At 45.4% G+C, this 15,228-nt stretch carries 11 protein-coding genes; 7 read left to right on the top strand and 4 right to left on the bottom strand.

Annotated features, from left to right (window positions below; all coding sequences use genetic code 11):
- Nucleotides 1-20: 20 nt before the first annotated feature.
- The 7 genes from NSTC745_RS16290 to NSTC745_RS16260 all read left to right on the top strand — a co-directional run bounded on the left by NSTC745_RS16290 (nucleotide 21) and on the right by NSTC745_RS16260 (nucleotide 8,856).
- Entirely contained in the window at nucleotides 21-2,036 is a 2,016-nt protein-coding gene (locus NSTC745_RS16290) for an eCIS core domain-containing protein (protein WP_445638063.1), read from the top strand.
- Between the two features lie 62 nt (nucleotides 2,037-2,098).
- Nucleotides 2,099-2,713 (top strand): HEAT repeat domain-containing protein, encoded by a 615-nt coding sequence (locus tag NSTC745_RS16285; protein WP_445638062.1) that lies wholly within the window; start codon nucleotides 2,099-2,101, stop codon nucleotides 2,711-2,713.
- Between the two features lie 51 nt (nucleotides 2,714-2,764).
- Nucleotides 2,765-3,016: a hypothetical protein gene (locus NSTC745_RS16280; RefSeq protein WP_445638061.1), complete on the top strand. Its 252-nt coding sequence runs from the start codon at nucleotides 2,765-2,767 to the stop codon at nucleotides 3,014-3,016.
- Nucleotides 3,017-3,272: 256 nt separating this feature from the next.
- Complete coding sequence (locus tag NSTC745_RS16275) at nucleotides 3,273-4,007, top strand: hypothetical protein (protein WP_445638060.1); 735 nt, start codon at nucleotides 3,273-3,275, stop codon at nucleotides 4,005-4,007.
- Between the two features lie 469 nt (nucleotides 4,008-4,476).
- Nucleotides 4,477-5,487 carry a formylglycine-generating enzyme family protein gene (locus NSTC745_RS16270; protein WP_445638059.1) on the top strand — a complete coding sequence of 337 codons (1,011 nt, stop codon included), beginning with the start codon at nucleotides 4,477-4,479 and terminating at the stop codon, nucleotides 5,485-5,487.
- Nucleotides 5,488-5,490: 3 nt separating this feature from the next.
- Entirely contained in the window at nucleotides 5,491-7,827 is a 2,337-nt protein-coding gene (locus NSTC745_RS16265) for an arylsulfatase (RefSeq protein WP_445638058.1), read from the top strand.
- Nucleotides 7,828-7,983: 156 nt separating this feature from the next.
- The gene (locus NSTC745_RS16260) at nucleotides 7,984-8,856 is read left to right on the top strand and encodes a bile acid:sodium symporter family protein (RefSeq protein ID WP_445638057.1); all 873 of its coding nucleotides are present in this window, start codon (nucleotides 7,984-7,986) and stop codon (nucleotides 8,854-8,856) included.
- A gap of 400 nt (nucleotides 8,857-9,256) precedes the next feature.
- Here the strand turns inward: NSTC745_RS16260 and NSTC745_RS16255 are convergent, their stop codons facing one another.
- The 4 genes from NSTC745_RS16255 to NSTC745_RS16240 all read right to left on the bottom strand — a co-directional run bounded on the left by NSTC745_RS16255 (nucleotide 9,257) and on the right by NSTC745_RS16240 (nucleotide 15,129).
- The gene (locus NSTC745_RS16255) at nucleotides 9,257-9,850 is read right to left on the bottom strand and encodes a PEP-CTERM sorting domain-containing protein (protein ID WP_445638056.1); all 594 of its coding nucleotides are present in this window, start codon (nucleotides 9,848-9,850) and stop codon (nucleotides 9,257-9,259) included.
- Between the two features lie 634 nt (nucleotides 9,851-10,484).
- On the bottom strand, nucleotides 10,485-11,684 hold the full coding sequence (locus tag NSTC745_RS16250; RefSeq protein WP_445638055.1) for a DUF4159 domain-containing protein: 1,200 nt from the start codon (nucleotides 11,682-11,684) through the stop codon (nucleotides 10,485-10,487).
- A gap of 110 nt (nucleotides 11,685-11,794) precedes the next feature.
- On the bottom strand, nucleotides 11,795-12,826 hold the full coding sequence (locus NSTC745_RS16245; protein WP_445638054.1) for a phage tail protein: 1,032 nt from the start codon (nucleotides 12,824-12,826) through the stop codon (nucleotides 11,795-11,797).
- A gap of 101 nt (nucleotides 12,827-12,927) precedes the next feature.
- Nucleotides 12,928-15,129: a putative baseplate assembly protein gene (locus NSTC745_RS16240; RefSeq protein ID WP_445638053.1), complete on the bottom strand. Its 2,202-nt coding sequence runs from the start codon at nucleotides 15,127-15,129 to the stop codon at nucleotides 12,928-12,930.
- Between the last annotated feature and the right edge of the window lie 99 nt (nucleotides 15,130-15,228).

Here is a 15,228-nt window from a genome sequence, read left to right as displayed (position 1 = left end):
ATTAATGGAGGAAGGGTAAGATGAGCGATATCTATCGACAAGCCGCTAAACGGCTGGGCACGCTGCAACACAAAAAATCAACCGCATCAGATTCGACGAATTCTTCCCTTGCCTCGCCAAATGTTCCGACGCTGGCGAACCCAATACGCAGCTTTGGTTTGCAAATAAATACTGCGCCTGAAACACTAACTGAGCGATCGGTCGATTTTGCACAAGCCCAACCAGAACAAGACCAATTATTGCAAGCTAAACCAGAAGCCGTCAAACAATCACCCTTGACTCACGACATTAGTCGAATATCCTTGCATCGCCCACAGGCAAAACTCACCGTTGGCGAACCAGATGATCGATACGAGCAGCAAGCCAATACAGTTGCCGATCGGGTTATGCGAATGGTTATACCTGAGCCAAAAATCGGACAGGGTGGCATCGGTTTACAAGATGCATCCACTCAAGAAGAGGTGCAAACCAAACCTTTAGCAGCTGGCATAACTCCTCTACTGCAACGGGAGGCAATGCTAGAAGAAGATGAAGAAGATGAGGAAGAGGAAGAATTGCAAACTAAACTACATACATCTATTCAAAGAAAGGCTTCAGAACAAGAGGCATCGCCACAACTCGCTACCGATGGAGGCTTCCAAGTTGGAGAAGACTTTGAAAGCCGGCTAAATAGTAGTGAAAGTGGAGGTAGTCCCTTATCGAATGAGGTGCGCTCCTTTATGGAACCCCGGTTTGGCACTGATTTCAGTCAAGTACGGGTACATACAGGCAGCCAAGCAATTCAGATGAATCGGGATTTGAATGCCCAAGCATTTACCTACAAGCAAAACATTTTCTTTGGTGCGGGTAAGTCACCAGGTAATGATGCCTTAACTGCTCATGAATTGACTCATGTAGTGCAGCAAACAGGTGCAGCCCAGAGAAAATTAATTCAACGGGCAATTAACCCCACATACAATGTTACTAACGGCTTGTTTAAAGTGAATGCCACAACAGGTGGATCGAACTTACCTATCACCATTGGATTTGAACCCTCAGTCACTGCTCCCTACTCCAACCAAATTGGACTGATTCAGATTGTGCGTCTGACAGATGCAGCCGGCGCAAATATCGAACCTCAGTCTTTACCTGCTGCTCGCGGTGCTAGTTTACGTACCACCGCTGATGCCACCACAGGAGTTGAGGGCGGATATTTCACAGATGTACTGCACAATGATGCACCTGCCCACGGTGGTACAGGAACCGATGCCCCAGCCAGAAGTGCTTTGCCTGCCCAGTATCCCTTTGGCAACGGCCCAGCCCAACCAAATCCTGCCACTCCTGGACTTTCGCGACCCTCTTCCAGTGGCGCAGGCGGAGCCATTATCGGTTACAAACGCTCCAACGATCCCAGCGATATCAAAGCGGCAGAACTAACTGATGCACCTGGATACCCAACAGTCAACCCAGCTAACCCGGATCTTAACTTTGATTTTGAGACAGTAGCCAAGGGCGAAGACACCATGACGACTTATGGTTCCCTTCATTGGAACTTCCAGATCCGGTCTGGGGTGGTTCAGAATGAAAACGCATCAGTACAGGAAGGACAATCAGCCACTTTTGATGCGGCTTTGGAGAAACATCGAGATTTCTACGTTCACGAGCCAGTCATTTTTTACTTTGATTTTGACAGCGATGTATTGAGTGCCACCGAAACAGCCAAGATTGATACATTCTTGGATTATCTGCGGCGATTCCCTGATGTCCAAGTCACTCCCGAAGGCTTCGCTGACAGGCGTGGTGGTGCTTCTCAGCACAACTTAGATTTATCTTTAAGCAGAGCCAACGCCGTCGCAGATGCTCTGCGTGCTAAGGGTGTACCTGAAGCTCAGATTAGTCCTGTGACTATAGGCTCTGGAGCAACTGAAGACTTCACTCCTGATGCCACTACGAACCAAGATGCAGAAGCAAATCGTCGCGGCAATCGTCGGGTGGTTTTGAGCTTTAAGCACGTGCCAGCAGCAGCACCAGCCGCAGGAGGAGGGGCGACACCGTGAAGTGGAGAATGGCAGGAATATTCGTGACAGTTTTGATACTGCTTATTGGAGGAAATTTGTACATGAATAATCAAGATGCTACCGCTACACCGATGGAGCAAATTAAAACACGGCTCTATTCCACAGACCAAGATACTAGCGGTTTGGCTTTGGCAGAATTAATCCGCTTAGGCAAAAAAGCTACTCCTGTTTTGTTGGAAGCCTTGAGTCATTCTAACCCCCGCACCCGTCGTTTGGCGGCTGAGGGATTGGCGGAAATTGCCGACCCTAGCACTGCCGATGCCTTGTTCCAAGCTACCCATGACAGTAATCCAGAAGTACGTGCCCGTGCTGCCACTGCTTTACATAAATTAGGCGATAAACGCTCATTGAAGGCTTTGGTCGCCACCCTTGATGATTATCCAGATATTCTGCACAATCCCTACACAGCTTCGATGTATCCTCTCATGCAAGGGGGCAAAGATGTCCTGCCTTTGGTAGTTCCTCTGCTGCAATCACCCGATGATTTGACTCGCCAACGGGCTTTTTTAATTGTTAAGGCTGTAGTCACTAAGCTACCCCAAGGGCAGGACTGGAATCAGTTGTGGCAGAGTTTGGGAAGTTACGATCCCGCAGCACCGCAGGCAGAACGCGACAAAGCCGCCAAACAATGGGAGGCTTGGTTGACAAAGGTTTGAGATGCGTCGTAGCGTGGCAAGGCTTAAATAGTGCATTAGGAGTAGGTTGGGTTGAGCAACGCGAAACCCAACATAGATATTCGTGTTGGGTTTGACTTAGTTCAACCCAACCTACAATTTTATTGTGGGATGGGTGTCCTCACCCGTCTGGGCGGGCAGGATGCCATTGGTGTCAATCTAAGCTCAAACGCTTATCACACAGACGTTTTGCCCCACCCCCAACCCCTCCCCGATGCCTTGGGGAGGGGAGATTTTGCGTCAGCAAAGCCGGGGTGGGGTAACGCGGATCTTGATGGTAAGTGAGTAGAACTCGCTGATCACGTTTTCATCAGGGTTTCACGTTAAGTTGACACCAATGGCAGGATGCCCATCCCACAAGAGTTTACTAATGCACTCAGGACTTACGCACAGCTAACGGAAAATCGAACCACAGAGGCGCAGAGGTCACGGAGAAATGAGAGTTTGACAAATATTTTGCGTAAGTCCTAGCACTATTTTAGCCTTGACACGCCAGTAGGTTTAAATAAAGAAGGAAGTTTAAATTGATGCAGGAGGATTGATGAGCGAGGGCATGAGGCTTGAGAAGCAGAAAACACTAATATCAAGTTGGAGCAATCCATCACTAAGTTCACCGGATATTCCGACGCTGGCGAATCCAGTACGTGGGTTTGGTTTACAACCAGACGTAATTCAGAAGTCATCAAATCTGCAACAAGCGCAGTCTCAAAGCGAACAATTATTAGACCAAGATACTTCGATAAAAGAGCCTCTGGTACACGACATCAGTCGAATATCATTGCGTCAGCCAGAAGCCGATGGAATGGCACAAAGGGTGAATTTACACTCCTCTAGGACACTAGCTCCCAACATCATTCAACGCAACTCAGACGCAGCCCAAAACTACACCCCTCCTGCCGCGAACGCAACGATGCCGAGCTTTCGCAACAACCATACGCCTAATAACTTCGATGTTAATACTGCACTGAATATTCATGCTATTCGCGGCAATATCCCCCGCAGCACGATTATATACATGACAAACGACGAAGCACGCGAAGAAATTGAGGGATATTTGCTGGGACTGAGTGACAATGACAGTGATAATCTATTAAATTTTAATGTAGCAAACTTTACATTTGTTACGGCTCAGCAGTATTCTTTCATCGAAACTAGTCTTGATTCCCAAGGTACGCCCCAGTTCGCCAGAGCAGAAGTCGGCAACGTCAGGATACGAACTCAATGGAACAATAATGCTGGATACTATCAAATTTACCACTGCGACGGAGCTGTGTAATATCAGCAGATACTCCGCGAACAGGCGATCGCTCCAAACATTAAAAAAGCACTACTTATAAGTCTTCAACAAAGCTCTTGACTTATTTTTGTCTAAGAGGTAGTTTATCAATATTGTTTTAATACAGTAAATGTATCAATATACAGTAGTTTAAAAAAGAAGTCAGGATTCAGAAATCAAAATTCAGTATGAATTACACTCCGAGTGGCGGTGAGGTTCTAAATCTGTATTCTGCGTTCTCCTTTAACTAAATTATTTTGATTAAAGGTTAGTATGTCTTGATTTTTAATCAGGGCATTAATCTTTATAAGCTTTATATAGTAAGTATTTGAGCAGAAGTTAGTTTTAATTTTGATGTGTTTGATTGAGAGTAAATACCACCTGATGCAAGCGTTGTAAAAGCTTGTAGTAATTTTGCATGTTGTTGGTGAAAAGTGTAGGCGTAGCCCCACGAGGGGTATTTTTTAGCATGTCCAAGCTAGGAAAAAGTTTTTTAAGATTATTGTTCGCAACAGGAATGGCGATCGCACTTTTATTCATCATTCCTCCCGCTGCCGCTACCGAAAATCCCTGTCCCCAAGGAATGGTACTGATTCCAGCAGGGACATTCACAATGGGGTCAGATAACTCTGGTTTTGTCGAAGAGCGATCGGCTTTTGATGTTAAAGTTAGTTCCTTTTGTATCGATAAATATGAAGTGACAAATGCACAATTTACGGCATTTGTCAAAGCAACAGGGTATGTAACAGTTGCAGAACGGCATTTATCCAAAGAACAGTTTCCCGATTTAACAGACGAGCAGAGATTACCGGGTTCTTTGGTTTTTGAGATAGCAAAGCCAGGAGCAAAGCAGCTGAGTTGGTGGCATTGGACAACTGGGGCGAATTGGCGGCATCCCTTCGGCCCTGAAAGTGCCATCGCTGGCAAAGAAAACTACCCAGTCGTTCATATTGCCTATGAAGATGCCGCAGCTTACGCCCGATGGGCAAGGAAATCCTTACCTAGCGAAGCTCAATGGGAATACGCTGCGCGTGGTGGGTTAGAGGGCGCAACTTATACATGGGGCGAGCAATATTCTGAGAAAAAAGCCAATACATGGCAAGGGATCTTTCCCTTTTTCAACACCAAAAGCGATGGTTACGTAGGTATCGCCCCGGTTGGTTCCTTCCCTGCCAACGGTTACGGCCTTTACGACATGGCGGGTAATGTCTGGGAATTAACCTCAGATTTGTTTGGTGTAGGGCATAACCACAAAAACCATAGCGTCGATCCCACAGGGCCAGAACTAAGCTTTGACCCCAAAAAACCCACAGAAAACATCCTACACACCATCAAAGGAGGCTCTTATCTCTGTGCGCCTAACTATTGCAGCCGCTTCCGTCCGGCTGCACGAGAATCTCAAGCCCCCGATACCGGAACTACCCATATCGGATTTCGCTTAGTTAAGAGCTTGAATCAAGTCCTACCAATTACCAATTAGTTTATGTTGCATTTACTTTGGCGATCGCTCATTGTATCTCTCGCCATCATCATACTGACGGTTAGTAGCCCTGCCCTTGCAGCCACATCGAAAGTTTTACCAATTCCCGAACCAGAATTCAAGGGCAAAATTGGCATCACCTACAAAGACTCAAAACCAGATTTTCCCCAACCAATAACCGCCCCAGCCAAAGCGCCCAACGTTCTACTAGTAATACTAGATGATGTTGGCTTTGGGCAAGCCAGTACCTTTGGCGGCCCGGTGGAAACTCCTAACTTGACTCGCCTAGCCGATACAGGATTGCGTTACAACCAATTCCACACCACAGCCCTTTGTTCGCCTACTAGGGCAGCACTGTTAACTGGACGCAATCACCATTCAGTGAATACAGGAGTCGTTGAGGAATTGGCTACAGGTTATCCTGGCTACACAACGATTTTGCCCAAGAGTGCTGCCACCGTCGCCGAAGTGCTGCGACAAAATGGCTATAACACGGCTGCTTTCGGTAAATGGCACAACACACCAGACTTTGAAACCAGTGCCGCCGGGCCATTCGATCGCTGGCCTACAGGATTAGGATTTGAGTACTTTTACGGCTTCCTTGGTGGCGATACTAATCAGTGGAGTCCGGCGTTGGTAGAAAATACTAAACGAGTTGAAAAACCAGCCAATAACCCCGATTACCACCTGACACCTGATTTAGTAGACCATGCGATCGCCTGGATTCGCAATCAACAATCCATTGCTCCTGACAAACCCTTTTTCACCTATCTCGCCACCGGCGCCACCCATGCACCCCACCACGCCCCCAAAGCTTGGATTGATAAGTACAAAGGCAAATTTGACCAAGGGTGGGATAAATTGCGCGAAGAAATCTTTGCCCGCCAAAAACAACTGGGCGTAATTCCTGCCAGTGCCCAACTCACACCCCGCCCCCAAGAACTGCCAGCTTGGGATTCCCTTTCGGCAGAGCAAAAGAAACTCTCTGCCCACATGGCAGAAGTATTTGCTGGATTTCTAGCGCATACAGATTATGAAATTGGACGGTTAATTGATGCAGTTGACCAACTTGGCGAACTAGACAACACCTTAGTCATCTACATCGTGGGAGATAATGGTGCGAGTGCAGAAGGCGGTTTAACAGGTACCGTCAACGAGTTGAAATTCTTCAACGGCGTACCCGAAAATCTGCCACAACTGCTTGCTTCCTATGATGACTTGGGCAGCCCCAAGACATTCAACCATTTTCCAGCGGCTTGGGCATGGGGAGTTAGCACTCCCTTCCAATGGACAAAGCAAATCGCCTCCCACTTTGGTGGCACTCGCAACCCCTTGGTAATTTCTTGGGGTGAGGGCATTAAAGACCAAGGTGGAATCCGCAGCCAATTCCATCACGTAATTGATATTGCACCCACCATTTTAGAAGTAACGGGAATTACTGCTCCCAAAGAAGTGAATGGCGTCAAGCAACAACCAATCGAAGGTACTAGCCTAGTCTATAGCTTCGATAATCCTGATGCTCCCTCCACCCGTGAAACCCAGTACTTCGAGATGTTGGGCAACCGAGCCATTTACGATCGCGGTTGGGTAGCGGCGGCTCGTCATGGTCGCTTGCCTTGGGAACGTACTGTAAAAGGCGACTTTGATACAGATAAGTGGGAACTGTACAACATTGCAGAAGATTTCAGCGAAGCCAACAACCTGGCCGAGGAAAATCCAGACAAGCTAGAAAAACTGCAAAAGCTGTTCTTCAAAGAAGCCCGCGAACACCAAGTCTTACCATTAGACGATCGCGTTCTAGATCGGTTTGATGTCAAAATTCGTCCCAGTCTCAACGCCGGACGCACAAACTTTACTTATTATCCTGGTGTATTTGGCATCCCAGAAGGTAGCGCCCCAAACCTGAAAAACAGATCCTTCAGCATTACAGCTAATGTAGAAATTCCCGAAACTGGGGCAGAAGGTATCCTCTTAACCCAAGGCGGACGTTTTGCTGGTTGGAGCTTTTTCCTTGAAGATGGCAAGCCCACATATATCTACAACTATGCAAATGCCGTTCGCTACATCATTCAATCAAGAGAAAAATTGCCTGCGGGTAAATCGACATTAAGGTTCGACTTTGATTATGACGGTGGAATAGGTGCAGGCGGAACCGGCAAATTATTCATCAATCAACAACAGGTAGCCGAAGGTCGAATCGAAAAAACCATCGCTTTTCGTTTAGCCCTAGACGAAACCTTTGATGTCGCTAGAGACACAGGTACTCCCGTCGTTGACACCTACCAAGTACCCTTCGCCTTTACTGGTAACTTACAGCAAGTCAGTCTTGAGTTGAAGTAATGGGGACTGGAGGCTGGGGGCTGGGGAAATGGGGAGATGGGGAGATGGGGAGATGGGGAGATGGGGAGATGGGGAGATGGGGAGAAAGAGAATAACTTCTCAGTCAACCGTCAACAGTCAACAGCCAACAGTTAACAACCAACAATCAACAAAATCATGAATGAAATTTTGGTAGTTCTCGATAAATTAGCACTTCTCACATTCATTGTTTTCACTATGTTGGGTGCGGGTTTACGCCTAACCGTACAAGAGATTTGGGAACCACTCCGCAACGGCCGTCTTGTTATCTTGTCTCTGCTGACAAATTTTGTGTTGGTGCCGCTTTTTGTCTATCTGCTGCTGCAAGTAGTACATCTGAGCGAACCCCTTAGAGATGGTTTACTGATTATGGCAGTAGCATCAGGCCCGCCAGCTTTGCCAAAACTCGCTCATATAGTCAAGGGCAATATTGCTTTTTCTGTGGGGTTAATGATGTTGCTAATGTTGGGCACAATCGTTTACATGCCGATTGTATTGCCGTTAGTGGTGGAAGGGGTGCAAATCAACTCTTGGGAGATTGCGAAACCGTTGTTATTGATGATGGTTAGTCCATTGGTAATTGGGCTATTTATTAAAGCTAAATTTAGTGCGATCGCAGTAAATCTTCAACCAATTTTGTTCAAATTATCTAATGCTGGATTGCTTTTAGGTCTAGTAGTTAGATTAGTAGTTCATACTAACGATATCATTGCCTTATTAAAAACAGGTGCAATCTTTGTTTGTGCTGTATTTATTCTCTTCTCTTTTAGCGTAGGTTATCTTTTAGGCGGCCCTGGTGTTGATACCCAAAGAGTGTTAGGAGTCGGAACGGCTCAACGCAATTTTGCCGCAGCATTATTAGTGGGTACAAGCAATTTTGAAGATCCCAGCGTGGTGAGCATCATCATGGTGACGAGTATATTAATGATGGTTACAGTTCTCATTCTTGGGCCGAGGTTCATAGAAATAGACCAGCCAACTAATGCAGAGATAAAACAGGTAGAGGTTTAACTAATTATTAATTACTAATTATTGGTGGAATACCACGTCAAAATCTAGTGTTGACAGACGCTCGAAGACTCGCTAACGCTGCGCTAACGTAACGTAAGTTCGATGAACCTCTCCCCAACCCCTCTCCGAGGCGGAGAGGGGCAGAAATATTTTTAGTTTCCAACGAAAAAATTAGGGTTTTAAAGCCTCTCTCTCTGTGGGGGAGAGGAATGGAAGTGGGGTTTTTAGAGCCGTCGAACTCACGTTAACGTAACGGAGACCCCAAGACGGCAAGCGGACTCACCTGTTGCCCGTTAAGAGTTCCCTTTCATTAACGGACAGATGATATCCAAGTAGCAGCTTAACAATTGCAAACTGGCGCAGACTTTAATAGGTGCGATCGCATTGGGTATCGACCGGCCTAGTTGGTTGTAGCTTTTTGTCGCAGCTTCTGTTTGCGGCGCATCCCCAGACCCAAGCCAGCCACTGCCACTGTGCCCAACATAGTCATAGGTTCAGGGACTACTGCAACTTTTGTATAAAAAACTGAGCCAAAAATAGGATCGGTGTTTGGATCGGTTCTCGAAAAAACTAGAAAGTCTTCGCCAGAGACCTGGTAACTTAAATCACTTAAAGGATTTTTATCGTTAAATAAAAAGTCTAGTCCTATGGTGTCAGTACCTGTTATAAAAGTAGTCGGGAACACAACGGGAAAATCTGGAAAATTGACATCATCTGTATTGTTGTAAACAATTGATTCACCATCAAAACTAAAAGATAATGACTGAACTTTAGCTGTCGGGATAGGATCGTTGTTAAAAGTAGTATCATCGTAGCTAAAGCTGCCCTGCCCTGTAAAGGTAGGACTTTCAACTCTAAAATTGTAATTGATAATAGCAGCTTGGGCAGGAGAGACAACTAAAACTGCGCCAGAACTTAGCAATAATGCTGTAGCAATGTTTTTGACTTTTACACCAGCATTGCTCAACTTATTGAGAGCTTGAAATCTAATCATAAAAACCAACGTTCCTTAATAAAAAAGATTTCTGATAGATATACCAATATTGAAATGCGCTCAGTATTTATTGTTTGCCAGCAGCCTTGCTGGCAATTTAAACCACGAAGAGTGATTTTACATACATACTAGTGTTGCATGTTTAACTCTGATAGTTTCACTGATTTAGTTAAATTCACATAATATAATCAATAATTTTATACTAACTTTCTTGAAAGAAGGCAGAAGGCAGTCCCAATGAAAAAATTTTGATCGCCATGTATGTAACAGGACTTACGCAATAAGTCTCTGAAACTCTTATTTCTCCGTGCCACGCCAGTTGCTACCCTGCGGGAAGCCGCTTTGCGTCTACGATTTTCCGTTACCTGTGCGTAAGTCCTGTGTAAGTAGGGCTTACCCGTTCCCCATTGGTGTCAACTTCAGCTAAAACTCTTGCCCCACAAGCGTTTTACCCCACCCCCAACCCCTCCCCAAGGCATCGGGGAGGGGAAGTTTTGCGTCAGCAAAGCTGGGGTGGGGTAACGCAGATCTTGATGGTAAGTGAGTAGAACTCGCCGATGGCGTTTTGACCAAGGTTTCACGTTAAGTTGACACCAATGCCTGTTGCCAGTTCCCCGTTGCCTACTTATTGGTATTACCACTGACCGGAATTATCTTCTTGTTGTAAACCAATTAATTGTCGCCGCTTCCAAGCATAGTGAAGAATATTAATTCCCAGTTCTTGAGCTGTACGAATGGTTAATCGGGGTAAAGCCAAATCTCTATCCAATCCCCAGGCACTTGCTAAATCACCAATTACTAAAATAATTCCTCCACCCATTAAAAGTTTAATTTGCTGTTGATTAACCAATGGCAACGCAGCAAATAAAAAAGGTTTTGTTCTTAAGGGATGACTCCGTTGCAATTCTTCTAAAGGTCTTAAAGGACTCTCTAATTGTTGTGCTAATGCTTGAGTACTTTCAATCAAAGCGTTACCATTTGTTGGTGCATCAACTAGAAGTACGCCACCTAAATTTAAGTAATTTTTTAGTGATTCAAATTCGAGACTATTTAAAGATAAGGCTTGTCCGCCAGTGAGATAAAGTAGATCGTAATCTTGGATATTTTCTGATAAAGAAACCTGACCTGGTTCATCAGCCCCCCGCAAATTCGGATATAAGGGTTCTACTGCTTGTAACAAGTATGAAAGGCTGAAAAAATTACGCGCACATTCTGGATCGCTATGATTTGCTTGTGCGATCGCTACAAGTGCTTGGGGACGCATTTGTGCTTGGCGGCGATAACGCAAATCAATGTTGTTATATCCAGGAAAAAACGCATCCGCAGGTTGGGTAATGTCAGTATGTCCTGGTTGCAGCAGGATTCTACATATTTCGATTTCTGAGGTGATTGGCGTCGAGTTTCTTTGGTCAATTCGATACGTTTCTTGAACAATATCTCTTTGCTGGGCGCGTCGCAATTCATCAGGGTCTACATAGCTGACTACTAAGTAGATCATGATTGGTTCTGATGTTGCTACTTCTATATCAATGGGAAAGTCATAGGAGTTGGGTACAACAATTAAATTTCCTGCTAAATCAATGGCGATACCGGGTTGAATTTGTACCCAACGTCCATCTCGATATCTGGCTTCTACTTGGCTTGGTGCAGGAATATGTCGCACGCCTAAACCGCAGACAATTCCTGGTTGATTTAAACTTTGATATTGGGCATTTTGCCGCAGACGATGATAATCGTGGGCTGCTCGCCAGCGTTCGGCATTGATTAGTAATCCGTCTGTGGCTTGCAGGCGCTCAAAGGATTTGATTGGTGGGGGTGGGAAGGGGTGGGACATAATAATTCAAAATTCAAAACTTGTACTGAGCGTAGCCGAAGTATTCAAAATTAAGAAAAGCTGACGCAGAGGCGCAGAGGTGCAAAGAGAATATTGAGTTTTTATAGTTTTTAATTATGAGGATTTTCGATGGTTAGTTCGTAGGTGCAAAAAGCGGGTTTTTCTTGTTCGATGATTCTTTGAATTAGTTGTTCGTTGATGATGCCGCTAGAAATGTTGGAACGCAAGCGAACTACAAAATGATATGGTTGTCCGCCTGCTAAAACTGCACTTCCGAGTTGTGCGTCTCCGATAATGAAACTGGGGCCGAAAGGTTCTGTAATACTAATATGTTTATCTGCTTCATTAGGTAAATGTTCGTCTAGAGGTAAGCCTGTATAAAGATGTAAATAAAGACGTAATCCTTTACGAGTTCCTCGCCACCGATAAAGTTCTACTGCACGACGAATTAAACGGCGCTGTTGCTGGAGATCCCAGACGGAATCGACTTGCCAAGCAACCCAATGAGCCATAAAGGGTAGTAGTGCTTGCGGTGCTGTCAGGGGGTCGAGGTTTGCCCACATGACGTTATAACTATCAATTATTGGTTGAAAAGCTTGCTCAAATATTTTCATGAAGCGACCAATAAAGTCTACTTCACGATACAAAATTGGCAAGAATTCCATGTAGGCTGTGTAGGGACGGATGTATAAATCAAAATATTCGCTTCTGTGGATTTGTTCGTTGTCTGTACCTTGGTCGATGTGTAGAGTAACTAAGCTGCGAAAATTAAGAGTTAGTTTATCTTTTTTTCCTGGTTTTATGGCTTCCCGATCTTCAAAAAATGTTTCAGGAATAGAAAAGTAGAGGACTGCATCCATTTGTCCGCGAGGTGGAATCTCGCTACCTTCTGTACCAATTTGACACCACTCACTCGGAAAGTTTCCCTCAACGCTGAAGTTTACCCGCAAAGGACGCGCTTCTAAGTTTTGCACTTGGACAACCATCTCACTTGGGTGTCCGGGATGCAAGAGTAAACTACGTCCTGCTGCATCAGCGTTTTCCTCATTGGCAAAGGTTAAGCCCCCTACAGGTAAAGCTTCGGGAATTTGCATTGGGGTTAATTGAATCCGTACAGCCGGACTAAAGCGACTTTGAACCATAGGATTGGGGATTGGGGGGATGGGGAGATGGGGAGATGGGGAGAAAAACCAATGACAAATGACAAATGACTAATGACCAATGACCAATGACCAATGACAAATCACCGATTAATGATTTGGATGTCGTGACTTGAACGCAGATTTGTATCAGCCCAAGAACAGATCAAACCTTCTGGGCCTGGGTCAACTAATTGTTCTGGTGATGATTGTCGTCTCCAAGTTTCTCCTTGTTTGCGGATGGGAAAGAGTAAAACGGGGCCTAAATGACGCACACCTGGGGTTTGTTGCAGTAAGGCGACAATATCTGATGTATAAACGGGTCGTCCAAATGGCCAACCTTGACCATCGAGTCCTCCGGTTAATGGATTTAAATATTTATACAGTACTACTCTTAAATTGCGGCGAATTTCTTCTCTGGCGTAAGGGTTATCGTAGGTGGGTTCTAGGGCAATTTCTGTCTGTACGGAAACACCTACGTAATTTGGTTCTTGGAGTTCTATTTGTACTCCTAATAAGCGTCTTTCATCTAAGTAGCTCAAGATTTGGTCTTGCAGTGCGCGACTCAGACCAAATTCTTCTGGTGTCATGCCATCACCTTGAGCGATCGCATCTGTGTTGGCAAAGGGCACTACTACTAAACTAACTATACCTGCCTGTCTGCGTGAATTCGCTGGCAAACACCGGACGCGGGCGATCGCTCCTCTGCCTGCTTGTTGGGTTAAAACTTCAAAATCTTCGGCAGTGACGGCGCGATCGCGGGTGCGGAGAATCCGCGGCGCTTTCATCACAGCTTGTTCTAGCGACTCTGCGTCTGCACCATTCATTGCTGGGATGAGGTTGATTACGCTGTCAACGTATGGGTATGCAGACTTTAAAAACTGAATTGCGCCGGCTTGTACATTGCCCTCTCTACCGCCTCCTGTGCGATATGCTACTATTCTAATCTCTGCACCACGGGGAGGAATCGCCCCATACTGATGTTGAGACTGTCTGTTTTCTAGAGTACTGAGTTGCACAAATGTGTCGTCTAACCGTGGTTGCTGAATCTTGCTTCGCACTTGTGTTTGCTGTTTGAGTTGGCTGGGTTCCCGAATCAACGGGCCAAATTGCACTTCACCCGTGAGGGAATCAATGGTGTAATGAAAGTGATGCGGCGCAGAATCAGCAAAATCTCTCACCTCAGTCCATCTTTGAGGCAAACCATTAGCAGGAGTCACTAAAATATACTCGTTTTCTTTGCGGTCTAAAATTGGTGAGCTTTGTAACTGGAAACTTTGACCGGGTGTACCATCGCTAATTCCCAAGCGTTCATCGAGAATCAGCGTACTATGACTGGCTCTGACTGTACCGCCAATTGACCGTATTGCTAAACTAGTAATTCGTGGCGGACGATTGTAACCTGATTGATTGGTTTCTGTGATGGTAAAGCTACAACGCAGCCAGCGACCCCGGTAGGAAGTAAAGTTAGCTACAGGCCAAATTTGCGGGAGATGCAAACGCACCTCTCCACCTTGAGCCGGGTTTCCACCTTGTTGAGCCATTTCATAAAAGCTGAAGCCGCGAGTTTTATCATCTGATTCTTTTAATAAAACTGGTTGCCAATTTTCTCCATCCCAGGCTTCCCATTTGCGGGGTGGTTGATTGGGGTTAATCCCAGCCGGGGTGGCCGCAGCTCCTTGGAAAACAATTTCTAAGACGTTAGCATCTAAAGAATCGTCAGAATTAATCGCTAAATAAAAACAGTTACCAGGCTGGGGTTCCTCTTCAAAAATTGCCTGTTCGTTACCTGTCCAGTAACCGTCAGGTTGACGAGTCCAGGAACTTGTGACTCTCTCTCGCAGAGATTGGGGAATATCTTCGGTGGTTTGGGCGGTTAAAAAGTGCTGTATTCTGGGTTTGCCGATGACTAGCGGCAAATCTGTGCTAAAAGTAATAGATTCTGTGGTTTCAGTTTGAATAGTTGAGGCTTCTAATCCTGCGGGAATTGTATAAGCTTCGGGTAATTCGGCGCTTAAATAAAAAGTTAATTCTGTGTATGCTGGCGCGGGAGGCTGGAGACGAATGCCCAGTAATTCCAGAAAAGCCACATAATTTTTTCGGGGTACTTGGTTAAATCTGAGCAACATTTGGTCAGTTAACCAAGCAAATAACTCAATGAGCGTAATTCCTGGGTCGCTGAGATTGTGGTCTGTCCATTCGGGACAGTAGCGCGGAATACGCATTATACATTCATCCACTAAGTCATCGAAAGCGCGATCGTCTAAGTTGGAAGAAGGTAATTTTGGTAAAAAGTCAAAGTTCATACCAATTTAAAAAAAGAATGTTACAGATAAACCCTTTTGTAGAGACGCGATTCATCGCGTCTTCTTTCTGAAATTTTTAATTTTTAATACTTCGGCTAC

The organism is Nostoc sp. DSM 114161 (assembly GCF_052692665.1).
This window is presented reverse-complemented; position numbering and strand designations above follow the sequence as displayed.

Bases quoted from the DNA above. Each gene is read 5' to 3' on its own strand.
- NSTC745_RS16265 (WP_445638058.1), top strand. From the start codon at position 5,491: ATGTTGCATTTACTTTGGCGATCGCTCATTGTATCTCTCGCCATCATC.
- NSTC745_RS16275 (WP_445638060.1), top strand. From the start codon at position 3,273: ATGAGCGAGGGCATGAGGCTTGAGAAGCAGAAAACACTAATATCAAGT.
- NSTC745_RS16255 (WP_445638056.1), bottom strand. From the start codon at position 9,850: ATGATTAGATTTCAAGCTCTCAATAAGTTGAGCAATGCTGGTGTAAAA.
- NSTC745_RS16290 (WP_445638063.1), top strand. From the start codon at position 21: ATGAGCGATATCTATCGACAAGCCGCTAAACGGCTGGGCACGCTGCAA.
- NSTC745_RS16245 (WP_445638054.1), bottom strand. From the start codon at position 12,826: ATGGTTCAAAGTCGCTTTAGTCCGGCTGTACGGATTCAATTAACCCCA.
- NSTC745_RS16285 (WP_445638062.1), top strand. From the start codon at position 2,099: ATGAATAATCAAGATGCTACCGCTACACCGATGGAGCAAATTAAAACA.
- NSTC745_RS16270 (WP_445638059.1), top strand. From the start codon at position 4,477: ATGTCCAAGCTAGGAAAAAGTTTTTTAAGATTATTGTTCGCAACAGGA.
- NSTC745_RS16260 (WP_445638057.1), top strand. From the start codon at position 7,984: ATGAATGAAATTTTGGTAGTTCTCGATAAATTAGCACTTCTCACATTC.
- NSTC745_RS16250 (WP_445638055.1), bottom strand. From the start codon at position 11,684: ATGTCCCACCCCTTCCCACCCCCACCAATCAAATCCTTTGAGCGCCTG.
- NSTC745_RS16240 (WP_445638053.1), bottom strand. From the start codon at position 15,129: ATGAACTTTGACTTTTTACCAAAATTACCTTCTTCCAACTTAGACGAT.